This window comes from Frankia casuarinae (assembly GCF_000013345.1).
GTDB lineage: Bacteria > Actinomycetota > Actinomycetes > Frankiales > Frankiaceae > Frankia > Frankia casuarinae.
Genome location: NC_007777.1, coordinates 3,402,212 through 3,423,966, shown reverse-complemented (window position 1 = coordinate 3,423,966; position 21,755 = coordinate 3,402,212). Strand labels below are relative to the sequence as shown.

The 21,755-nt window shown below is 69.0% G+C and carries 24 protein-coding genes; 11 read left to right on the top strand and 13 right to left on the bottom strand.

All coding sequences use genetic code 11. The features are described 5' to 3' along the window. Nucleotides 1–71 precede the first annotated feature (71 nt). Together FRANCCI3_RS14620 and FRANCCI3_RS14615 are read right to left on the bottom strand one after the other, a co-directional pair. Nucleotides 72–497, bottom strand: coding sequence for a GNAT family N-acetyltransferase (locus tag FRANCCI3_RS14620; RefSeq protein WP_011437295.1), 426 nt, complete (start codon nucleotides 495–497; stop codon nucleotides 72–74). A 58-nt stretch (nucleotides 498–555) separates the two neighbouring features. Next, entirely contained in the window at nucleotides 556–1,335 is a 780-nt protein-coding gene (locus FRANCCI3_RS14615) for a sporulation protein (RefSeq protein WP_011437294.1), read from the bottom strand. A 223-nt stretch (nucleotides 1,336–1,558) separates the two neighbouring features. On the opposite strand from FRANCCI3_RS14615, the gene FRANCCI3_RS14610 reads away from it, so the two are divergent. Continuing rightward, nucleotides 1,559–2,134, top strand: a complete 576-nt coding sequence (locus FRANCCI3_RS14610; protein WP_035733167.1) for a hypothetical protein — start codon at nucleotides 1,559–1,561, stop codon at nucleotides 2,132–2,134. Between the two features lie 47 nt (nucleotides 2,135–2,181). Here FRANCCI3_RS14610 and FRANCCI3_RS14605 read toward each other — a convergent pair whose 3' ends face one another. Further along, nucleotides 2,182–3,171: an aldo/keto reductase gene (locus FRANCCI3_RS14605; RefSeq protein ID WP_011437292.1), complete on the bottom strand. Its 990-nt coding sequence runs from the start codon at nucleotides 3,169–3,171 to the stop codon at nucleotides 2,182–2,184. Between the two features lie 287 nt (nucleotides 3,172–3,458). Between FRANCCI3_RS14605 and FRANCCI3_RS14600 the strand changes: the two genes are divergently transcribed. From FRANCCI3_RS14600 to FRANCCI3_RS14590, 3 genes are all read left to right on the top strand, one after another. Further along, entirely contained in the window at nucleotides 3,459–4,817 is a 1,359-nt protein-coding gene (locus FRANCCI3_RS14600; RefSeq protein ID WP_035912209.1) for a TerD family protein, read from the top strand. A 62-nt stretch (nucleotides 4,818–4,879) separates the two neighbouring features. After that, entirely contained in the window at nucleotides 4,880–5,557 is a 678-nt protein-coding gene (locus FRANCCI3_RS14595) for an AIM24 family protein (protein ID WP_011437290.1), read from the top strand. An 84-nt stretch (nucleotides 5,558–5,641) separates the two neighbouring features. Beyond that, on the top strand, nucleotides 5,642–6,625 hold the full coding sequence (locus tag FRANCCI3_RS14590; protein WP_011437289.1) for an AIM24 family protein: 984 nt from the start codon (nucleotides 5,642–5,644) through the stop codon (nucleotides 6,623–6,625). Nucleotides 6,626–6,667: 42 nt separating this feature from the next. Here the strand turns inward: FRANCCI3_RS14590 and FRANCCI3_RS14585 are convergent, their stop codons facing one another. Both FRANCCI3_RS14585 and FRANCCI3_RS14580 read right to left on the bottom strand, forming a co-directional pair. After that, the gene (locus tag FRANCCI3_RS14585) at nucleotides 6,668–8,233 is read right to left on the bottom strand and encodes an FAD-dependent oxidoreductase (RefSeq protein WP_011437288.1); all 1,566 of its coding nucleotides are present in this window, start codon (nucleotides 8,231–8,233) and stop codon (nucleotides 6,668–6,670) included. A gap of 268 nt (nucleotides 8,234–8,501) precedes the next feature. Then, nucleotides 8,502–9,431, bottom strand: coding sequence for a DMT family transporter (locus FRANCCI3_RS14580; RefSeq protein WP_011437287.1), 930 nt, complete (start codon nucleotides 9,429–9,431; stop codon nucleotides 8,502–8,504). 797 nt (nucleotides 9,432–10,228) lie between these two features. Here FRANCCI3_RS14580 and FRANCCI3_RS23545 point away from each other — a divergent pair. From FRANCCI3_RS23545 to FRANCCI3_RS14555, 5 genes are all read left to right on the top strand, one after another. Next, nucleotides 10,229–10,738, top strand: a complete 510-nt coding sequence (locus FRANCCI3_RS23545) for a hypothetical protein (RefSeq protein ID WP_049760948.1) — start codon at nucleotides 10,229–10,231, stop codon at nucleotides 10,736–10,738. After that, nucleotides 10,726–11,586, top strand: a complete 861-nt coding sequence (locus FRANCCI3_RS14570) for a hypothetical protein (RefSeq protein ID WP_011437285.1) — start codon at nucleotides 10,726–10,728, stop codon at nucleotides 11,584–11,586. The genes FRANCCI3_RS23545 and FRANCCI3_RS14570 overlap by 13 nt, the downstream gene beginning before the upstream one ends. Before the next feature lie 49 nt (nucleotides 11,587–11,635). Continuing rightward, nucleotides 11,636–11,962, top strand: coding sequence for a DMT family transporter (locus tag FRANCCI3_RS14565; RefSeq protein ID WP_023841168.1), 327 nt, complete (start codon nucleotides 11,636–11,638; stop codon nucleotides 11,960–11,962). Nucleotides 11,963–12,405: 443 nt separating this feature from the next. Then, nucleotides 12,406–12,867 (top strand): flavodoxin family protein, encoded by a 462-nt coding sequence (locus FRANCCI3_RS14560; RefSeq protein ID WP_082456722.1) that lies wholly within the window; start codon nucleotides 12,406–12,408, stop codon nucleotides 12,865–12,867. A 57-nt stretch (nucleotides 12,868–12,924) separates the two neighbouring features. Beyond that, nucleotides 12,925–13,140, top strand: coding sequence for a hypothetical protein (locus FRANCCI3_RS14555; protein WP_023841132.1), 216 nt, complete (start codon nucleotides 12,925–12,927; stop codon nucleotides 13,138–13,140). Nucleotides 13,141–13,706: 566 nt separating this feature from the next. On the opposite strand, the gene FRANCCI3_RS14550 is transcribed toward FRANCCI3_RS14555, so the two are convergent. Genes FRANCCI3_RS14550 through FRANCCI3_RS14530 form a run of 6 tightly spaced genes read right to left on the bottom strand, consistent with a single transcriptional unit; the run spans nucleotide 13,707 to nucleotide 17,919 of the window. After that, nucleotides 13,707–13,901, bottom strand: coding sequence for a hypothetical protein (locus FRANCCI3_RS14550; RefSeq protein WP_035912180.1), 195 nt, complete (start codon nucleotides 13,899–13,901; stop codon nucleotides 13,707–13,709). Nucleotides 13,902–13,912: 11 nt separating this feature from the next. Further along, nucleotides 13,913–15,754 (bottom strand): B12-binding domain-containing radical SAM protein, encoded by a 1,842-nt coding sequence (locus tag FRANCCI3_RS14545; protein WP_011437281.1) that lies wholly within the window; start codon nucleotides 15,752–15,754, stop codon nucleotides 13,913–13,915. Then, entirely contained in the window at nucleotides 15,738–16,544 is an 807-nt protein-coding gene (locus FRANCCI3_RS14540) for a hypothetical protein (protein WP_011437280.1), read from the bottom strand. The genes FRANCCI3_RS14545 and FRANCCI3_RS14540 overlap by 17 nt, the downstream gene beginning before the upstream one ends. Nucleotides 16,545–16,592: 48 nt before the next feature. After that, complete coding sequence (locus FRANCCI3_RS24730; protein WP_011437279.1) at nucleotides 16,593–17,201, bottom strand: ATP-binding protein; 609 nt, start codon at nucleotides 17,199–17,201, stop codon at nucleotides 16,593–16,595. Next, on the bottom strand, nucleotides 17,198–17,527 hold the full coding sequence (locus FRANCCI3_RS14535) for a recombinase family protein (protein WP_035733191.1): 330 nt from the start codon (nucleotides 17,525–17,527) through the stop codon (nucleotides 17,198–17,200). The genes FRANCCI3_RS24730 and FRANCCI3_RS14535 overlap by 4 nt, the downstream gene beginning before the upstream one ends. 44 nt (nucleotides 17,528–17,571) lie before the next feature. Beyond that, nucleotides 17,572–17,919 carry a hypothetical protein gene (locus tag FRANCCI3_RS14530; protein WP_011437277.1) on the bottom strand — a complete coding sequence of 116 codons (348 nt, stop codon included), beginning with the start codon at nucleotides 17,917–17,919 and terminating at the stop codon, nucleotides 17,572–17,574. Between the two features lie 370 nt (nucleotides 17,920–18,289). On the opposite strand from FRANCCI3_RS14530, the gene FRANCCI3_RS14525 reads away from it, so the two are divergent. Further along, entirely contained in the window at nucleotides 18,290–19,600 is a 1,311-nt protein-coding gene (locus FRANCCI3_RS14525) for a DNA-binding protein (protein ID WP_201783639.1), read from the top strand. Here the strand turns inward: FRANCCI3_RS14525 and FRANCCI3_RS14520 are convergent. After that, nucleotides 19,597–20,316 (bottom strand): HAD family hydrolase, encoded by a 720-nt coding sequence (locus FRANCCI3_RS14520; protein ID WP_011437275.1) that lies wholly within the window; start codon nucleotides 20,314–20,316, stop codon nucleotides 19,597–19,599. The two genes, FRANCCI3_RS14525 and FRANCCI3_RS14520, sit on opposite strands and share 4 nt — an antisense overlap. Nucleotides 20,317–20,421: 105 nt before the next feature. Between FRANCCI3_RS14520 and FRANCCI3_RS14515 the strand changes: the two genes are divergently transcribed. Beyond that, entirely contained in the window at nucleotides 20,422–21,171 is a 750-nt protein-coding gene (locus FRANCCI3_RS14515; protein WP_011437274.1) for a helix-turn-helix domain-containing protein, read from the top strand. 218 nt (nucleotides 21,172–21,389) lie between these two features. On the opposite strand, the gene FRANCCI3_RS14510 is transcribed toward FRANCCI3_RS14515, so the two are convergent. After that, entirely contained in the window at nucleotides 21,390–21,698 is a 309-nt protein-coding gene (locus FRANCCI3_RS14510; RefSeq protein WP_023841126.1) for a hypothetical protein, read from the bottom strand. Nucleotides 21,699–21,755: the final 57 nt, after the last annotated feature.

Here is a 21,755-nt window from a genome sequence, read left to right as displayed (position 1 = left end):
CTTGCCCCCCTGACCCCCTGTCCCCTGACCGCCGGACGGCTGACGGCCGGGGGAGGGACTGCGGAGGGACCTCAGAGTCGGCGGGTGAAGTGGAAGGCCGCGATCGTGAAGCCGGTTCGCAGGTAGAGCCGGTGCGCCTCGTAGCGGTGGGTGCCGGCGTCGAGATGGATATGTTCGCAGCCGAGCCGGCGCGCCTCCCGTTCACTCCAGGCGAGCAGCCGGGTGGCGTGCCCCCGCCCCCGCGCCGCCAGGATCGTGGACAGATCGTCGATGACCAGATGCCGCCCGTAGGCGAGCGAGGTCACCTGCCGGAATCCGACCGCCGCGACCACCCGTCCCAGCTCCCCGTCCCATGACGCGACCAGGCGGTAGCCCTCGGGGCGCTGGACCTCGTTGACGAGCTTGACGAACCCGGTGGAGGTCAGGTGCGGCCGAAGCTGCCGCATGGGGTCGAACGCCAGCCAGGTACGATCCGCCTCCAGCTCCTCGATCTTCACATACCGTATTCTTGCAGCTTCACCAGGTGAGCCGACGTCCCCCGGACGGGTAGAGCGCTCAGAACCAGCCGCGGCGGCGGCCCAGGTGCTCCAGCTGCTGGTGGAGCAGCCCGGCGAGCTGGTGCCGGTCGGTGTCGTGGTGGCCGAGCCGGAACCGGCTGAGCTCGTCGCCGCCGGAGGACAGCAGCCCACCGCGGCGGTCGGCCTCCAGGACGACGTCCACCCCGGAGCCGTCGACGAGGAAGGTGACCTCCAGTTCGGAGATGCGCCGGGCGTACTCGCCCGACGGCTTCAGCTCGATCTCCTGGTAGAAGGGCAGGTCGGAGCCGTGTAGGCGGCCCTTCTCGACGTCGGCGGACTTGAAGTGGAAGCCGAGGTCACCGAGGGCGGCGAGCACCGCCTCCTGGACGGGCAGCGGGTGCACGTTCACCGCGTCGAGGTCACCCGGGTCCACCGCCCCGGGGATGGCCAGCTTGGTCCGCACCCCGATCTTCATCCCGTGCAGATGCCACCCGCCGATGTCGGTGATCGGGGTCTGCCACGGCACGGGCAGCTCGAAGCGGCCGCTGATCTGCTGCTCCGGGTGGATAGTGAAGCCGCCACCGATCTGCTGGGTACCGAAGGTGACCTGCTCGTGCCAGGTCGAGTCGTCGGTCTCGACCTCGACGGTCGCCTCGAGCGCGACGAGGACCTTCTCGATCTTCTGCTCGACCTTGCCGCCGGTGACGGTGGTCAGACCGGTCACGACCTGGCCCGGCAGGGTTTCCGGACGGTCCAGCACGGTCTCGACCGCGGCCCCGCCCACGCCGAGCCGCGACATGAACCGCTTCATCCCCATGGTGTGCCCGTCCTCCGCTTCCGTTCTCGTGTGTGCGCAGGACACGTTCTCACATCCGCCTGACGACCGGACCGCCGGAACGGCTCCCGGGTCGGCAGGGTGACAGCGGGCGGGGCGGGTGACAGCGGGCGGAGCGTGTCAACGGGCGGAGCGTGTCAACGGGCTGGTGACGCGGATGGGGTACGGCGTCCGGCTTCGGGGCGAACCGGTACCATTCCGCTTCGTGACCTGCATCGTCGGGGTACAGCAGGACGGCCGGGTCGTGATCGGTGGGGACAGCGCCGGTGTCGCTGGCTGGTCTATCACTGTCCGTGCGGATACCAAGGTGTTTCGTAACAGTGAGTTCATTATGGGGTTCACTGATTCGTTCCGGATGGGCCAGCTGCTCCGCTACAGCCTCGTGCCCCCGGTCCCGCAGGACTGGGATCTCGATCGGTTCATGGCGACGGACTTCATCGCGGTGGTCCGGGACTGCCTGCGTGACGGCGGCTTCGCCCGCAACGACTCCGGCAATGAGAGCGGCGGGCTGTTCCTGGTCGGCCTCCGCGGACACCTCTACCGCATCGACTCGGACTACCAGATCGGCCGCAGCGCGGATAACTACTATGCGGTCGGCAGCGGCGACGAGTACGCCTGCGGCTCGCTGCACAGCACCCGGGGCCTCGACCCGAAACAGCGGGTCCGGATGGCGCTGGAGGCCGCGGCCCACCACTCGACCGGGGTGTGCCCGCCGTTCCACATCATCTCCTCCGACGACATCTCCTCCGACGACGTGACCACCTACGACGCCTCGGACTGACCGGGCGCCTCGGACTGACCGGGCGCCTCGGACTGGCCGGACAGCGGTCAGCGGTGGAGCCGTTCCGCGGCCAGCGCGGCGAAGGCCGACGTGCCGGCGAGCGGTTCGAAGCGTTGCGCGGCTGCGGTCAACGTGCCGTACTCGTCCTCGGTGAGCGTGATGTCGGCCGCGGCGGCGTTGTTCTCCACCTGGGCGACGCTGGACGCCCCCGGGATCGCGACGACCGACGGATGATGGATCGCCCAGGCCAGCGCGATCTGGGCGGGGGTGGCGTCGTGCGTGGCGGCGACCTCGCGTAGGACGTCGAGCAGCGGGGTGGCGCGGGCCAGATTCTCGGTGAGGAACAGCGGGTTTATCGCGCGGATCCGCCCGGTCGGGCGGTTCGTGACGTCGTAGCGGCCCGAGAGCAGCCCCTGGCTCAGCGGGCTCCAGGCGATCACGATCCGGGACTCCCGGGCGGCGAACGCCAGCAGCTCCTCGCCCCGCCTGCGCCGAACCAGGCTGTACTCGACCTGGTTGGACAGGATGGGCGCGCCGAGCGCCGCCTCGGCGTCCTGCCAGCGGGTCAGCGAGTAGTTGCTGACCCCGACGTCCCCGACGAGGCCGACGGCGCGCAGCGCCGCCATCCCGCGCATCGTCTGGCCGTCCCTGATCACCGGATTGGGCTGGTGGACCTGATACAGGTCGATGCGGTGCACCCCGAGCCGGTTCGCGCTCGCGACCGCCCGCTGCTCGACGATCGGAGCCAGCGGGAGCACGGGGAACACCTTCGTCGCCACGTACGCCCGGTCCAGCGCGTCCGGGATCCCGGCCAGCGCCGAGCCGAGGATGCGTTCGCTGCGTCCCATCCCGTAGATCTCGGCGGAGTCGAACAGCGTCACCCCGAGTTCGAGGGCCCGGCGCACGATGCGCCCGGCCTCGGTGTCGGCGTAGCTCGCCCCGTACCCCCACTCCCTGGACCCGAACTGCCAGGTTCCGAGGCCGATCTTGGATATCTTCTTACCGCTGGCTGTCGTGATGCCCTCGACGTAGCGCATCTGTCCAGTGAACGCCCGACCATGTCGGAGCGCGAGAGGAGCCTCACCGGTAGCCGCTCCGATGCCGGTGTCGTCGTCGAATCGTCCTGTCCGCGAATCGTCTTGTCCGGGGATCGACAGCGTTCCCGGCGCCGACGTGTTCGGCTGTACTCTCCGGCAGCTGCTAGGTTGCCGGCAGTCCGGTTCGTGCGGATGCGGGCGGGTGCTGGCTGGCCGGTTGGGCACGGTAACGCCGGTAGGTCATGGTTGCGCCGGTCCGGCACGGAATGCCAGGTGGAGGGAGCGTGTTGGTCACCCAGTTCAGTCGAGGGCAGAAGGCGCAGCTGTCGACGATCACCCCGGGCACCGACCTGTACGTCGGGATCCAGATCAATGCGCCGGGGGAGTGGGACATCTCCTGCTTCGGCCTGGACGGCGCCGATCGCCTCACCGACGACCGCTACTTCGTCTTCTTCAACCAGCCGGCGTCGCCGGAGAAGTCCATCCAGCTCCTCGGGCCGCAGGCCGGCGACAGTCAGGCGTTCCGGGTCACCCTCGACCAGGTGCCCGCCTCGATCGGCCGGCTGTCGTTCTGCGCCGCCCTCGACGGTGCCGGTAGCGCCTCGGCTATCTCGTCGGGGTACCTGCGGGTCGTCGTCGCGGGAACCGAGGTGCTGCGCTACTCCTTCACCGGCGCCGACTTCACCAGCGAGCGCGCCGTGATGATCGCCGACATCTACCGCAAGGGTGTGTGGCGGATCGCCGCCGTGGGCCAGGGGTTCCAGGGGGGACTGGCCGAGCTCATCCGCTCTTACGGCGGTGAGGTCGCCGACGAGGCGCCGCAGCCGGCCCCCGCTCCCGGTTTCGGCGCTCCCGGTTTCGGCGCTCCGCTCGCTGCACCGCCGCCCATGGGCTTCGCGGGTGGGATGCCCGCCACCGGCATGCCGGGTGGGATGCCGCCGACCGGCGCGTTCGGCGGACCCGAGATCCTGCCGTCGCAGGCGCGACCCACCCTGCCCGGGGCGATGAACAGCCTGGATCCCTACCGTGAGGTGCCGACCGCCGGTCGGTGGACCCAGCAGAACGGCAAGCTGGTCAAGGTCACCCTCGGTCCGGACGCGTTGGCGCTGCGCGGGTCGATGGTCGCCTACCAGGGCAGCGTCGAGTTCGACTACAAGAGCAGCGGGCTGCGCGGTCTCATCGAGGGCAAGCTGACCGGCCAGAGCCTCAAGCTGATGACCTGCAAGGGCTCGGGTGAGGTCTTCCTTGCCCAGGACGCCGCGGACCTGCACATCGTCGAGCTCGGCAGCTCCTCCCTCTGCGTCAACGCGAAGAACCTGCTGGCGATGGACGCCACCGTGCGCACCGAGGTGCGTCGGATCGAGAGCCCCGGCATCCCCGGCGGGGGGTTCTTCCACTTCGAGGTCTCCGGGCCGGGTTCGGTGGTCGTCATGACCAAGGGGTCTCCGATGACCCTCACCGTGCAGGGCCCGACCTTCGCGGACATGAACGCCCTCGTCGCCTGGACCACCGGCATGCGGGTCAGCGTGTCCACTCAGGTCCGGATCTCCCGGCAGATCTACGCCGGCGGTAGCGGCGAGGCACTGGCTCTGCAGTTCATGGGGTTCGCGGGGCACTTCATCGTCGTCCAGCCGTACGAGGTCTGAGGCGTGTCGACCATCCGGGAAGCGCGCCTGGCGGGAGGACCGCCGGGGGAGAGGAGCGGGCCGTGCAGGGCAGCCTGATCCAGCACTACGGACCAACTCCGATCATGGAACGGATGAGCAGGCACGGCTCGAAGATCGCCAAGGTGGTCATGAACCCGGGCCAGGATCTCTTCGCCCGGGTCGGGTCAATGATCGCCTACGAGGGGTTGATCGACTTCAATCCGCAGCCGCCGCAGCTCGGCCGGATCGCCTCCTCCTGGGCGACGGGTGAGGGCGTTCCGCTCATGACGGCGACCGGCCAGGGGCTGCTGTACCTCGCGGACTACGGCAAGGAGGTCATCGTCGCGCAGCTTGCCGGCGAGGGACTCTCGGTCAACGGCAAGAACATCCTGGCCTTCGACGCCGGGCTGCAGTGGAGCATCGAGCGGGTCCGCGGCATCACCATGCTGTCCGGAATGGGGATGTTCAACGTGGTGGTGCGTGGGCACGGCTGGGTGGCGCTGACCGCCAAGGGCAGTCCGATCGTGCTCGACACCCGGGAGGCGTCGACCTACGTCGACACCGACGCCCTCGTCGCCTACACCGATGGGCTGCGCGTCGAGCCCCGGCGCACCGCCCGGCTCGGCGGGCTCATCGGGCGCGGCTCCGGGGAGGCGTTCCAGCTCGGCTTTTCCGGCCAGGGGTTCGTCGTCGTGCAACCGAGCGAGGACGAGCGGCCGACCTTCTCGGTGCGGGGCTGAGGCCGCGATGGCACGGTGGGGGCGGGCGGCCGGGTACCGGCGCCGGACGGCGGAGCGCACCGCGGAGAGGACGGGGACGGCGACATGACGCAGGGCGGGATGTACGGCGGCCACCCGAGTGGTCCGCAGGGCAACTATCCCGGCGGTGGTCCGGGCTATCCGCCGGGCCAGGGCTATCCGCCGGGCCAGGGCTATCCGCCGGGCCAGGGGACACCTCCCGGTGGCTCCGGTGGGCCGGCCGGCGGCATCCGCAGCAGTCTCCTGGACAATCCCGAGCGTCCCTCGGACGAGCCGTTTTCCCTGCAGAACGGCAAGATGCTCAAGGCGACGCTTGGCGCCCGCGGGATGCGGGAGTTCTATGCCCGCAAGGGCGCGATGGTCGCCTACCAGGGTGCCGCGAACTTCGACGCGCACTGGGAGGGCTGGGGCTCGCGTTTCCACAGCTTCTTCAGCGGCGGCGAGGGCCTGAACCTCATGCAGGTCTCCGGATCGGGTTCGGTCTTCCTCGCCAACCAGGCGCAGGACATCCACATCCTCGACCTGGTCGGTGATGGGCTCACCGTCGACGGCAAGAACGTGCTCGCCTTCAACGCCGACCTGACCTGGGACCTGGTGCGGGTGGACAGCCAGGTCGGCATCGCCGGTGTCGGGAGCTACCAGGTCGAGCTGCGCGGCAACGGCCGGGTCGCTGTCTGCACGTCCGGGGCGCCGCTGGTCATGCACGTAACGCATCAGAACTACTACTTCGCGGACGCCGACGCGGTCGTCGGCTGGTCATCGAGCCTGCAGGTCTCGATGCAGGCGGCGGTGACGTCCTCGGCCGTGTGGCGACCCCGGGGGAACACCGGGGAGAGCTGGCAGATGCAGTTCACCGGCGAGGGCTTCGTCATCGTGCAGCCCTGCGAGCTACTTCCGCCGTACAACGCGCTCGCGGGTGCCGGTCTCGCCGGACAGTTCGGCCTCGGTCAGGGCGGGTTCCAGGGCAACCAGCACGGCGGTCACGGTGGTCACGGCCCAAGCGGCGGTTTCGGCGGTGGCGGCCTAGGCGGTCTGTTCGGTAACCGCTGAGGCGACACCGCCTGCGACGGACGGGCGGCGAGGCGTGGGGGGTCATCTCGCCCGCTCGACGCCCTCGGCGTACCCGGCATTCTTGGCGTATCCGGCATTCTTGGTGTATCCGGCATCCTCGGCGAACACGTCGGGGGTGCGGACGTGTTCGGGCCGAAATCCGATGCCGATGACTCGCCCGAGTAGCCGCCCGAGTACCCGCCCGAGCACCCGCCCGATCCGCGGCGCCGCCGTGGCGGTCACCCCATAGGACATCATGGCCGTCACCAGGTTGGACATCCCGGCCCGCACCGCCCCCGTCATCGTCCTTGCCGTCGCGTTCGTCGTCGCGTTCGTCAGGGGGGCACGCGCGACCTGGCGCGACGGGCTGCCGCCGTGCGCTGGCCGCTCGTCGTCACCCAACAGGCGTACCAGGAAGGCGCCCTGCCGGACCTGGATCATCTGCATGAGCACGACCGGCCAGGTCCGCCGGCGCTGCACCCGCCGCAGCTCGGCCGGCTCGGGTGGCCCGGCCCGCAGCGTCACGGCCATCAGGTTCGCCGTCGCCACCGCGTCCTGGACGGCGTAGTTCACCCCGACGCCGCCCGCCGGGGACATCGCGTGGGCGGCGTCGCCGATGCAGAGCAGACCCGGCTGGAACCATCGGCGAAGCCGGTCGACCTGCACCACCAGGGTCTTCACCTGGTCCCAGTCGGTGAGGTCGTCAACGGCACCGGACAGCGCCGGCGCCGCGGTGGTGATCTGCGCACGGAACGCCGCCAGCCCGCCGGCCGTCCTTGGCTGCCGCTGCGCCGACCCCTTCCGGACCACCATGCCGCACTGCCAGTAGTCGCGTCGATCCAGGGTGATCAGGGCGTGGCCCTTGCGGAGGTGCGCCAGGGTGAATCCGTCCCCGTTTCCCTCCTCCCCACGCTCGTTCCCCTTCTCCTCCCCACGCCCGTTCCCCTCCTCGTTCCCGTTCCCGTCCCTCGCCGCCCGGCGGCCGCTCGCGGACCTGTCACCCATGTCTTTCGGCAGCCGGAACCAGAGGACGTCGAAGGGAGCGCCGCGCTCCCGCACCGGCAGGCCGGCACGGGACCGCAGGGTCGAGTGCCGGCCGTCGGCGGCCACCGTCAGATCCGCCCGGATCTCGACCTCCCCGAGGGGGCCGGCCGCGCGCACGCCCACGACCCGTCCATTCGCCCGGACCAGGTCGGTCGCCTCGGTGCTCATCGCCAGGCGGAACGTCGGATAGGCACCGGCCCGCTCGGCCAGAAACGTGAGAAAGTCCCATTGGGGCATCAGGGCGATGAACGGGCAGGGCGTCCGCAGGTGCCGGAAGTCCACAACGGTCCGGCGCCGGCCCGCCATATCCAAAGCCAGCGTGGCGGCCCGGGTGTGCGGGATGCGAAGGAAGTCCGTCAGCAGGCCCAGCTCCGCCATCACTGCCATCGTGGACGGGTGAATCGTGTCACCGCGGAAGTCACGGGCAAAATCATCGTGCTTTTCCAGCACGATGACGTCCACCCCTGCGCGGGCCAGCAACAGACCGAGCATCATCCCCGCCGGCCCACCGCCCGCGATGACGCATCGGGTGGTCCAGCGCAACGGTGCGGATGATGTTCCCATGCCAGCTCCCCGGATCCCGCCCCGGGCCTGCCCCGCGTCGGCCGCCACCAGGCGGAGCGACCGCGGCGGTCCCCGGAGCCCGTCGTCCCCGTCATCCTGCCCGGACGTCCTGCCCCGCCGAGGAGATGATCGAACCTGCCGTCGCCAGGCGCTGAGACTCCCGCTCGTCAGGTGCAGCCCTTCCAGCGCGAACCATTCGATGGCCGGAGGCTGGACTTCCGCGAGTACCGGTAACAGTTCGACCTCGTCGCCCGCCAGGAGGGGGGCATCAGGAGGGGGGCATCGGGGCGGGGGCATCGTGGCGAGAGACGTCAGGCAGGCGACGGGTGGGGCGTGGCAGGGCGGGCGAGCGGGCGAGCAGGACGACCCCGCCCACGACCAGCAGAGCCGCCACCGTGACACCCGTGATAACCCCGGGGGTGTCCGGGGCGGGTACCCCGAAGACGAGCACGGCGAGAGTGTAGGAGACCGTCGGATTGGTGATGTTCATGGCGGTGACGGTCGGCGCGAGCGGACCCACGGCGAACGCCATCTGCCCGAATACGAGGCTGGCCATCGTGACTCCGCACAGGGCGTAGGCGAACCAGTGGGTCGCGGTGGTAGCGATCCCCTCGTTCAGGGTCTCGTCGGTGGCCTGCTTCATCAGCAGGGCGCTCAGCGCGAAGAACAGCCCGGCGCCGACTCCGAGCATCGCCGCACGCATTGCTGGTCGCCGGCCGCGGGAGAAGACCGTCAGCGTCGCCGCGAGGGCAATGATCGCGAGGATGGTCAGCGCCAGCCGGTATTCGTCCAGGGGAGCATGGGCGGGTAGGCGTCCCTGGACCGTGAGGAGCAGCGCGAGGCCTGCGCAGATCGATGCCACCGCCCACCATGCTCCCCGCGCCATCCGTAGATGGGTGCGGACCAGGCCCAGCGGGAGCGCGAACAGTAACTGGGTGACCATGAGGGGCTGCACCTCGGCGAGGGAACCAAGGTGTAGGGCGAGCGCCTGGGTGAAGAACCCGGCGACGTTTGTCAGCCAGCCCAGCAGCCACATCGGTTCGCGTGCCAGGTCGACCAGATGCCCCATTCCGGGCAGCGCGTGCGTCCGGTCGTCACGGGCGGCGAACCGGCTGCGTCCGGCGGCGCGTTGTTGCAGAGCCGCGGACGACGCGAGCAGGAACGCGGCGCACAGGGCCAGCGGGATGAAGAGCAACACGGATCGTTCGGTCCGTCAGGCGGAGCCGGCCCGCGGGGCGGCTGCCGGCGGGCGGCCGGACGCGCCGGCGGGATGGCGGCCGCCCCGCGCGGGCGTACTCATCGGGCTGGGTGCCTCGTCGGGGAGCGTCGGAGACAGCGGGACCGCCGGGACCGCCGGGACCGGGTGTACGCCGCCGAGCGGCCGGTCGAGCCGCCGCGGCGCATCGCCTGGACCGCGCATGTTGGACACGATGGCCGTAATGTACCGGCCCGGGGAACCGGATGTGATGTATCCCGGCTGGTGGGCGCCGGTGTGATCCGAGCGGGAACGTCCTGCTCGCCGGGCCTCGGCGTAGCCGTCTCACACCCCCGGTCCACGGAAGCGGGATCGCTCCAGACCGACGGGAGCGCGGCGTACGGCCGACCGGCCGTACGCGTTCCACGCCCATGGCGGCAGCGACACCACCGGCGTCGTGCGCGGCGTCGTGCGCGGCATCGAGACGATTACCACGGGGCTGAATTAGAAACGCCTGCGCGAGCCGTTTTCGTCTGCCATGTGAAAAAGATTTCCGTCGGCGACCGGTAGGGTCCGACACGGGCCGGGTGGACGGCTGCCTGCTTGACGCGGCATGGCGGCGATGCAATTTTTTTTGTGACCACCGGCACCGGATGGGATCGGTGGGGCCGGTGCCGTGCGTGTCGTCAATTTCCGTCCCGGGCACGTGGTATTCTTTCCGCTGCTCTACCAGATTCGGAGGTGCGCTTGTGCGTCACTCTCTTCGTGGGCTCGCTGTGGGATCCTGCATTGCGAGCACCGTGCTGATCGGAACGTCGCAGATCTCGGTGACCGCGGCGATCGCGGCGCCGGCGGGGCCGGTACCCGCGCCCGTCCCGGATTCCGCGGTCGCGGCTGGCGCGGTCGGCGCGGATGGCCTGCGGGGCAGGAGTTCCCCAGCCGGCATCACGAAATCCGCGCGGGTGTGTTATTTCGAGACCAGAGGCGACGACGTACACGTCTCCAGTTCCGCTCATGAGGCGTCCGGACACGGCTGGTGGGTCAACATCGACTGCGACGTCACCAAGGCGGTCGTCACCGTCCAGCTGCAGGAGTACTACAGCGACGGCACGTGGCGGAACGTCGGCGCGGTGGGCCGGTCGACGGTGAAGTCCGGCGGCGGCGCCGGAAACCGGGCGACCGGGCGGGGCCACTGCAGGAGCGGCAGTCTGACAGGGTGGCGTAGCGTCATCGACGTGGATCTGGTGGGCGTGCCCGACGACCCGAACAAACTCGTCACGACGGGTCGGAACATCAGGTGCCGGCGGTAGTGCACGAGGGTGACGCGGCCGGGCCCGCCGGCACCCTGTTCGCCTCCCTGTACGGCGAGCTGGCGCCGCACCCGTGGCGGGATCCCTTCGTCGCATCCTCCGACGCGTACAGCCTGTTCGTCGCGAGGTCGTCCGCGCTGGGCTGGCTCACCGAGGCCATGCCGGACGCCTCCGGCGGCCTGTGGGGGATGAACGATGCCGGGCAGGACCGGCCTGCCGCCGCCGGGGCGTCGCCGTCCCGCGCCGCCTGGTTCCAGGTGTCGTTGACCGAACCGGTCCCGAACCGCCGCCCCCTGCCGGTGCAGCCGTTCCTGGCCTGCGCGGACGATGTCGTGGCGCGGATCGGCACGCTGCGGCTGACGGCGGTGCAGCTCCTGCTGCCGGTGCAGCTCCTGCTGCCGGTGCAGGTGTCGCCGGTGGAGGGCCTCGGGATCTCGCCACGGACACCCGCCGTGGGAAGTCTACTGCAGGATGCCGGCTGGTTCGCCGACTGCGCCCCGCGGCACAGAACGCGGGTGCGGGTGACGGTGGACGGCGGGCAGGACCCGGCCATCCGTTCCGCCGCCCCCGCGATGCTCGACTGGCTGCGCAAACTCGACCAGCACGTCTTCTCGGATGACTCGCTCTCTCCGGCGAACGACGACCATCCGGTGCTGGAACCCGCCGTCATCGATGAACTGTGGCAGGGACCTGCTCGGCACCGGGTCACCTTCCAGGGGGCCCTCGCCGAGTGGACGTTGGACGCGCTGGGCTGGCTGGCCGCGTTGCTCGCGGAGGCGAGTGCCCGGCACGGGGTCGGCATCCCGCTACTGGTGACCGCCAGCCGATCGACGAGCCGAACGGGTTGAACTCCCTGGCCGGGGTGACGGCCATCCGGCGCGCCGATATCGTCCGGGTGTGGCCGTCATCGTGCAGTTTATCGTCGCTATAGTGCTGGAGATCACTGGAACGCTGGCGCTCCGGGAGACCAGCGGGTTCACTCGGCTCTGGCCGACCCTGATGGTCTGTGTCTGCTATCCGCTGTCATTTTTTTTCGTGTCTCGAGTGTTGCAGCATCTGGAGATCGGCTTCACTTACGCGGTGTGGTCCGCGGCCGGCACCGCGGCCATGGCCGTCATTGGCGCGGCCGTCTTCGGCGAATCGATGAACGCGCTAAAGGTCGCCTCGCTGGTCCTCGTCATCGTCGGAGTGGTCGGTCTCCAGCTTAGCGGTGCCCGCCGCTGACCAGCTGGTAGCTGGTAGCGGGTTTTTCGGTCGGTCAAAGCGCGGGTAGTTATATTAAGAGCGTGTCTTGTGTGGCCGCTCCGGGTGAACCGCCCCGGGTGAACCGCCCCGGGTTCGGTGGAGACCGGGGCGGTTCAGTCAGTCTGACCCCGACCGCTTGGACGTCGTGTGGCGCGCTTAGGGTATCCGGCTCCCCAGATTGAGGCCCTACCAATTCCGGTGGATGTGAAGGTTCATCTCGCCTACCGGGAACCGGGCGGCTGGACCTCTCCCCATCACCGCTTCGGGGATATGGAAGCGGCATCGCGCTACATGGATGCGATCCACCACCTTGCCGGCCATGATGCTGCACGGAGGCGCGTCTGGGTATATAGCCCGTGTACCTGTCCCTAACCACTTGCCCACCTTCTCGTATGAGGGGGTGGGCCTTAGCTTGGTAGGGTATGGCTGTGGCGAAGCTGCTGGTGGTCCATCACACCCCGTCCCCGACCATGCAGGAAATGCTGGAGGCGGTTCTGTCGGGTGCTCGGACGGACGAGATCGAGGGCGTAGAGGTTGAGGTGCGGCCGGCACTCTCAGCCACGGCCTCGGATGCGTTGGCTGCCGATGGGTATATTCTTGGTACTCCGGCGAATATCGGCTATATGTCGGGCGCTTTGAAGCACTTTTTTGATGGTGTGTATTATCCTTGCCTTGAAGCAATCGTCGGCCGGCCGTATGCCCTCTACGTCCACGGCGGCAGCGACACCACCGGCGCCGTGCGATCAGTCGAGACGATCACTGCGGGGCTGCGGTGGAAGCGCTTGCGGGAGCCGCTGACGGTGGTGGGAGCGCTCGACGCTGCTGCCCGCGAAGCATGCTGGGAGTTGGGCGCGACCATGGCGGCCACGCTCGCGGACACGTAGTGTAACCATCCGACGCATGCGACTTTGTGCAAGTTCTGCGACCAGACCTACTTTCCCGTGCTTGAGGCGACCATCGGCCGGCCGTACGCCTTGTATGTCCACGGCAACAGCGACACGACCGGTGCGATCCGTGGGGTCGAGACCATCGCGACCGGGCTGAAGTGGAAGCGCCTTCGGGAGCCGCTGTCGACCATCGGCGAGGTAGATGCCGCTGTACGCGAGGCCTGTTGGGAGCTCGGCGCCACAGCTGCGGCCAGCCTGATGGACGATTGACCCGGGCGTGCCGGTATGGCACTGAACGTGACCGCACGGCGCACGCGACTTTCCTCATGTTTTTGCGGCCAGATCTACTACCCGTGCCTCGACGTGGCGGTAGGCCGGCCGTACGCGCTGTCCACGGTAGCGCGGTAGGTCCACGGCAGTAGTTATACGACCGGCGGGACTCGCGCCGTCGCAACGATCGCCACCGGACTGAAGTGGAAGCACCCCACGAACCTTTTTCGATCATCGTCGAGGTGGACGCGGCTGCCCGCGGAGCCTGTCGGGAGTTCGGCGCCACGGCAGCGGCCAGCCTGATGAAGAGACCTGGAGGGACCGGCCGAAGGCGAGTGCTGTCTGGACGCGTCAGCGGACGGGAGGCATTGCGTGCCAGGGGTCCCAGGTGGACCAGGCCTGCCAGTTCGGCAGGCCGTCGTCGCACAGCCAGTTCCATGAATGCCAAACCGTGCCGTCTCGGTCTATACCAACGAGCTCTTGGTGGCGGTCGGAGTGGGAGCCGGCGGCGATGGCGGTGAGCCACCCGGTCCGCACGGGGCGGGTGGTCGTGTCGGAAGCGACGGTCAGGCGCTGCTCTGCTCCGGTAGCGGCATGTGTGGGGGCGTGGTGTCGTCGCGTGGAGTGGTCATGTCCGTCCAGTCCGACCAGCCGGGCTCGGGCCAGTACCACCGGTGTCGCATCCGGCCGGTGGCGTCGAGCGCGTATACCTCCAGGTGACCTTCGGTGAGGGAGGACACCGCGATGTCCGTCGCTGTCATGCCCAGGCGGGTTAGCTTGTGCCAGTCGGACCATTGCGGTTCGGGCATCCACCAGCGGTGCCAGACCTCGCCCTCGACGAGGACGAACAGTTCCTGGTGGGCTCGTCCATGGGAGCCCACCGCGATGGCGTCGAGTGGCCGATCCCAGGGCCCGGCCATGTGGTGCCAGTCGGACGTACGTAGTCGGAAGTCCCGTTGAGTTGATCGACGTTGGCGGTGGCTGGGGGGACTGGGTGTGGCCTGATGGTCTCCGTGGGTGACGGTTCGCTGGTCGGGATAGTTTGCTGCGGTGCGTGGCGGTTGTCGAGTCGGGTGTTTGCGGCGTTGCTGGTGGTGAGGCGCTGGCGGATGTGTTGGTGGAGAACGGCCGTCTGCGAGTCGAGCTCGCGGAGCTGAGGACGGAGCATGCCCGGCTGCTCGCGGGACAGCTCCACCAGGGCCGCACGCACCTCATCCACGGTGGCCTCCCCGAATTGGATGTTCACGGAGAAGTTGAACTCATCCCGACCGCGCATGGCCTCGTCGAGCCCGCCTTCGGTGAGGTCAACGGCGGTGTAGGCCAGCAGTTGCGCGGGCTGGTAGCGGCCGGTAGCCACGATGCGGTCCCACTCCGGCGTCCCCGGATACGGGCGGAACTCGAAGACGGAGGCCCGGAAGTTCCCCGGCTGGCCGTCGGCCACCTCCCACAACTCCCTGACGTGGCGGACGGTGGCCGCCAGCTCCTCCCGCGTCTCGGTGGGGAAGCCCAAGATGAAGTATCCCTTCACCGAGATGCCGCGCTCGTTGAGGCGGCGGACCACGGAGCGGGTCATGTCCGGGGTGATCCGCTTACCCATGTACTTCAAGAGCCGTTCACTGCCGGACTCGACGCCCAGGGCAACTTCGCGCAGGCCGTTGGCGGCCAGCACATCCAACAGGGCGTTGTCGACCCGATGCAGGATGTTGATGCGGCCGGTGGCGTCCCAGACGAAGCGGTCCCCGAGGCGAGCGGCGGTGAAGGCCTCCATGCACTGGCGGATGAACCGCTCGTAACCGAGAAAAAGATCATCGACGAAGCGGAAGGCGGTCACGCCGCCTGTGGCGTGCAGCACCTCCATCTCCGCGATGATGCCGGCCGGGGTGCGGGTGCGGATGGTGATGTCTGGGTTGGCGCTAACAGCAGCGCCGCAGAAGGAGCAATCGTAAGGACACCCGCGGGCACCGACCATGTTGGCCTCGACGCGGCCGTCTGGCGCCTGGTACGGGTCGCCCACCAGAAACCGGCGGTCGACGAAGGGCAGGCGGTCCACATCCGGGCTCAGGTGGTGGCCCGCGCCCGGACGGCCGCCGGTGACAGGCTGGCGAAGGATGGGATCGAGCCACATCACGCCGGGCAGGTCGGCGCGGGAGCGTTTGTCCTGCAACAGCTCAGCCACGCGGGTCTCGCCCTCGCCCAGCACCAGGGCCTCCAGCGCCCCGAAACGGGGGTCGGTGATGATGGCGGCAGGCATGGCCTTGGCCTGGTGCCCGCCGATCATGACCATGATGTCCCGGTCCAAGCCGGCGGCGATTTCGGCGCTCACCTCGTAGGTGGGGGCCAGGAGGTTGAAACCGGCCCAGCGCGGTCCGAGGCGGTTCACCAGTTGATAGGTCTCTTTGACGCCGAGCCCCAAAGCCTCGGCGTCGAGCACGCCGACGTTGAAGCCTTGGGCCGCCGCGTAGGTTGCGATGTAGGCCATGCCCAACACGGGCAACGTGAAGTCGTTTACCCGTGGGCGGACGCCGTAGTCACGCAGCGGGGCGTTAATAAAAACGGCGTCGAGCGGCTGGTTCAGGTCGGCGCCCAGGACGGGGCCGTCATCCAATGTCTCCACGGTATGAACCCCAAGCGAGGGTCAGTATGGTCAAGGTTGATAGGTGTTCCCCCGCCAGATGCCGCCACTGGGCACCGAAGGCACGCTCATTGTTGAACCAATGGTGCGCTGGGGCAGCTCGCCCCGCCCACGTGCGTACGGCCAGATCGGCGTAGGGGTAGAGGTCCCAGGTATTGGTGTAGTCAGCAACAGCAGCGCCGGCCGTCCAAGGGCCAATCCGCTGGACGCTTTGCAATTCGTCGACCAGGGCAGCCAGGGGTAGGCGGTTCCAGTTTTCGCCGTGGGCCAGGTAGGCCGTAGCGGCGGCCCGCAGCGCTGGCCGCTTGAAAGCTAGCCCTAGTTCTCCGTACTGCTCGTCGTCTAGCTCTAGGATTTTTTCGGGGCTCGGAAACAGGCCGAACGCGCCACCGTCCGGCAGCGCCACTTGCTCGCCGTGGGCCGCACATAGTGCCCGGTAGAGCTTCTTGGATTGCCCCGCCCGGATGACTTGACGCAAGATCGCGGTCGCTAGGGCCTCCCACAGCGAGGGGTTGCGGAAACGTCCCACCAGCCCGAGGCCAGCCAGCTCCTTGGCGAGCTCCGGCACTTCGCTAGCTGCTCCCTCCGGCAAGCCGAAGACATCCGCCAGCGGCTCCGCCGCCTCATCGCCCAGTGCCGCGAGCGTCAATTTGCCGCCGTGAACCTCCGCCAAGACCGGGCCGCCAGGCAACGCAAATACGCGGCGTACCCCATCTGCTGCGGGAAGCCAGGCGGGGTACTCGGTCATCCAGCGGTCTGCGGCAAACGGCATGAGGAAACTCCGGAAGTACGACGGTATTGGGCGAAGATATTGGCGCTATTATCTCATGGCGTCACTCCGGGGTAGGCGACTGTCCAGGGCTTGCAGGCCAGCGAGCACCCGTTTTAGAACTGCCATGTCATCGAAAACCAACCCAGGATCGGCACGTGCAACCGTAGCCCGACGGTGCGGGAGAAGCGGGTGCGACTCCTGGGATTCGGGCGGTGCCGGTGCCTCAATCTGGCACCAGGTCACTTTGCCAACTCCGGTGGGTGATGGGTAGTAGGCTGCCGCCGTGCTCAGGGCTTCGACAATGTGAAGGCCCCGGCCACTCTCACCGTGAAGATACTGAACCTGAAGTTCGGGCGGCTTCGGGTTGCGATCCCAGACTTCAAGTATGAGGCTCCCGGCGGCCCAACTGATGCGCATGGATACGATGGGCCTTGAGCCGCCGCCGGAACTTTGGGTGGCCCGGACGGCATTAGTAATGAGTTCTGAAATCAACAGGGCCGTGGTGTCGAGAAGATCTGTAAGCCCCCAGTCCTCCAGCAGCTCGGCCGCCGCTTGCCGCGCCAAGGCCGGGGCCGTGGTGGTGGTGGTGGTGAACTGGTGGACGCTCGCGCGCAGGTGAGCGGCTGGCTGGGGTGCAGTGCTGGCCGGAAGGTTCATGTCGACCTCGGCGAAGGGACGGCGGGCGTTACGGTGAGCACCCGCGCGCCCAACACCTCGATCTCCACTTCGATGGCCTGCCGGACGGCGGGCAAGGGAGAGAGGTGATCGAGACTTGCCACCAGGACCCCGGCGGCTTCCGACCTCATGACGGCTTCGAGGAGGACCGTGAGGCCGGGACGCACGATGCGCCCCGGGGGAATGGAACGGTCGACAAAAATTTCTGCCAGGGCCAAGCCTTCGGCCTGCGCGTGGGCGGTGAGCTGGTCGTGGAGCCGGTCGATTTCGGCTTCGTCGGCGTGCTCGGAGCTGATGTAGCCGTACACCGTCCGCGCCGACTGGCACTCCGCCGAGGACGGCGGGCGGCCGTTCATGAGGCGGTGAAGCGGGTGGTGGCCTGGCTGCTCGGAAGGAACCCCGGCCAGATGAGGAAGGCCCGGCGGGACAGGCTAGCGGCAGGGGTGCGGCGCTGGCGGGCCAGCATCCGCCGCGCCTCGCCGTGCAACCGGCGCAGTTCCGCGGTGACGGCTTCGGTTCGCTCTTCCAAGGCTGCCTGCTGTACAGCGGTGGTGGGCAGGTCGCCCGCGTCGCAAGCGAGGACGACGCCAGCGGCTTCCAGCCGTCCCAACGCCGCCCCGAGCCCTTCGGCGATGAGCCGCAGCGCCGCACTGCCCAGCGGCCCCAGTACGGAGTCTTGCCTTCCGGTGTTTGCATCCACCGGTGCCTCCAATCCTGGCAGGAAGATCCACTGATGTGGACGGGCGCCCGAGGCCGGGGAGCAGGGTCCTCTACCCGGCCCCGGGCGCCTTGGTCCTCAGCGTGAGCGGGCGGGACGGATGCGGCCATGCCGGGCCATGTATGACGGCTATACGTGCCGCCTCCAGTTCCCCACCTGGCGTGACCAATGCCCCTTTACACTGCTGCCGAGCGCACTTGGATGACCACGAGTGGAAGCGGCCGGGGGCATGGACAGGGCATCAGGCCGGTACTGCCGCTCCTGCGGGAGCCGTCTCGCCCGCGACAACGCGGCCGGGTCCTGTGCCCCCTGCCAGCGCAAACAGGAGCAGCTGCGCCTTCAGGCCCCGGTGGTGCCTGATCACTTCTGGCAGACCGATGAACTACGCGACGCCCTGGCCAGCTGGCACATGGGCCGGGTGATCGCCGCCTACCGCCGCAACCCCTGGCACGGCCGGGTGCTGGCGCAGGAACTGGTTGGCGGCTGGGCCGACCTCTCCCAGGTGCAGCTATCCCGCATCGAGTCCGGCCCGCCGATCAAGGACCTGGACCGGCTGATGATGTGGGCGCGCACCTTGCGCATCCCCGCTCATCTGCTGTGGTTCCAGCTCCCCGAGCAGCGCCCCGCACCTGTAGCGGCGGCCCCGACGCCGCCGGTACCCGCGGGGCCGGACCTGCCGGCGCTGCTGGGCAGCCTGACGGCTGGGCGCCTCCCGTTGGCCGCCGGCGAGACCCGTAGCCCCACCATCGGCATTTCCGCCTTCGAGGGCATGACTACGGGCCAGAGCGCCGAACTGCTGCTGCAATTGTTCTTGCAGCTTGACGACGAGTTGGGCGGCGACAGCCTGTATCTGCCCCTATCCCGGTACGTGGCCCGGATGGCCGTGACGGTGGAGCAGGACCCCGGTGATGGTTTGCTCGCTTTCGGCCAGCTCGCCCAGATGACGGGGTGGCTGGCGCTGGACGCTGACCACCACGCCCAGGCCCGCCGCTACTTCACCACCACCATCTACGTGGCCCATGAGAGCGACGAACCGGGCCTGGCCGCCAGCGCCCTGGGTTATATGAGCCTTCAGGAGACCTACCGGGGGCGGCGGGGGCCGGCGCTGTCGCTAGCGCAAACCGCGCTCGCCTCCGGGACGGCCGGGCTTACGCCGCTGACCAAGACGATGTTGGGTACCCGCCTGGCTCGGGCCCAGGCCGGCGTTGGCGACCAGGACGGCTGCCGCCGCACCTTGGATGCCGCCCGTACCGACTTCGAGGCCGCCGGCCACCGGGACGAGCCCATGTGGGTGTCCTACGTCGACGAGGTAGAGGTAGCCGCCCAGGAAGGCGCCTGCCTGCTGGAACTGGGCCAAACCGGCGAGGCCGCCTCGGCGCTGACGCAGGCCATTGGCCTGCTTACCCAGCGCACACCCCACCGCATCCGGGACCAGGTGCATTACCTGTCCCGGCTGGCGAAGTGCCACTTGAAGGCGGGCGACGTTGAGCAGGCCTGCCAGACGGCGGCCGATGCCCTCTCCCTGAGCGAAGCCATCGGCTCGACGCGGGTAGCTCTGCGCCTGAAAGAATTTGCGGACGGGCTTGAGCCCTTCGGCACCGTGCCCGCGGCGCGGGACTTCGGCGAGCGGTTCCGCCTGGCGACCGCTGGCCCCGGCAGTTAGCCCACGAGGCCGAAGACGGCCGCTTGGAGGGCGCGGGGCCGGGTGAGGTCCGGCAAAACGGCTTCGGCCCCAGCGGCCTCGAGGTCCGCCACGGTGCTGCCGCCGGTGGCAACGCCCACCGCCCGCACACCAGCATCGTGGGCGCCCTTGACATCGTGCGGCGTATCCCCGATCACCACCACCCTGGGCCGGGGGAAGCTCACCTGGTGGGCGGCCTCGGCCCGCTTAACCGCCAGCCGGACCAACACGGCCCGGTCGCTGTCGTCGTCGCCGTAGCCGCCCACGGCCAGGTCTAGATGCTCCGTGAGCCCGAAGGCGGCCAGCTTGACTTCGGCGATGGAGTGCAGGTTGCCCGTCACGACAGATTGCACAACACCATCGGCAACGAGAGCCGCGATGGCCTCCCCAGCACCGGGCAGGCTGCGGCCGGCGCCCCGCATCCGGTCCTGGAGCTGCCGGGCCGCCTCGCCCAGGGCGTCGTAGAAGGCCGGTAGCAGCGGCTCCGGCTCGGTGATCCCGCCGAGTTGGAGCGTCTCGATAATGATCGCCCGCTCCGTGCGGCCGGTCATGTCGGCCAGCTGTTCCATGGGGCTGCCCGTTACCAGCTGGTAGGCGCGGGCGTAGATGTCCCGGCTGACGCCCTTGATCTCTAGCAGGGTGTGGTCGACGTCCCAAAGGATGAGGGCCGGTGCGGTCACCCGGTCATGATCCCACATCGAAGGAACGGCGGGTGGTGACCGCCGGCTCCCGTCCGGTGGACTTTTGGCCGCTACACTCTCGATCACGTTGATACCCAGGCGGCATCCCACGGGAGCGATCACATGCCGGAGCTGGCCGCGCGTTACTGCGAGTGCGGCACCCGGCTGGCCGCCGACAACGCCGGCCCCCGCTGCACCGGATGCCTGGGGCGAGTCCGCCGGGAAGCCGAAGGCCCGCCGGCGCTTCCGGATCACTTCTGGCAGACCGATCAACTCCGCGACGCCTTCGCGGCCCAGCACATCGGCCTGATCTCCGTGGCCTACCGCCAAAGCCCGTACCACCGCCGGCCCATCAGCCAGGAGCGGCTTGGTGGGTGGCTCAATTTGACCCAGGCCCAGGTGAGCCGGATCGAGAGTGGCCCGCCCATCCGGGACTTGGACCGCCTGACGCACTGGGCCAGGACACTTCGGCTGCCGCCTGCCCTGCTTTGGTTCGACCTTCCCGGGCAACCGCGGGTACCCCTGGCGGCGTCTTCCACGCCGGCCTGGATGGGTGGACCGGGTTACGGCTCCATCGCTGCCACCGTCGAGGGTGGAGCCCTGGAGACGATCCGCGCCGCCGCCCTGGCCTTCCGGGCTGCCGACCGCCAGCTCGGGGGCGGGCGGCTGTACCCAGTGGTAGTGCGGTTCATCCAGACCGAAGTTGCTCCGCAGCTGGTGGGCCACCAGCACCCGCCGTCGGCGGTATTTTCGGCGGCCTCGTCGCTGACGGACATGGCCGGCTGGCCTACGACGACGAGCGGGGCGACCTCGCGGGGCAGCACTTCGTGCAGGCCTTCGGCCTTGCCACCGCCGCCGGCGACCAAGCCCTGAGTGCCCAAGCCCTCGTGAGCCAGAGTCACCTAGCCTTGGAGGATGACCGTCCCCGCGACGCCGTCCGGCTGGCCGAGGCTGGCCTTGCCCTGGTGCCGGATGATCCGGGCTGCGGCGCATTGCGTACCCGGCTTCATGCCATGAAGGCCAGGGGCAGCGCCTTGGCCGGAGCACCGGCCGACTGCTTGACCGCCCTCCGGGCCTCCGTACTGGAACTGTCACGTGCCGCCACCGGTGGCCACGAGTGGCTGAGCCCATTCGACGAAGCAGCGCTGGCCGCTGAGGCCGCCATTTGCTTGCGGGATCTTCGTGACCTTGCCGGAGCCGAGCGCCAGGTTGCCCGCGTGCTGGAGCTTCGAGGCCCCGACCGGGTTCGTAGCCGGGCCTTCGGGAACCTGACCTTGGCCACGGTGCGTCTTGGGGCCGGCGACCTTGAGGGGGCGTGTGAAGCCGGCGGCCAGGTGCTCGACGTGACGCCGCATCTGGCATCCGATCGCGTCGTCGGCCAGCTTCGGGCCCTTGGCCACCGGCTTGAACCTCACGGAGCTGTTGGGCCCGTAGCCAATTTTCTTGGGCGGATGACC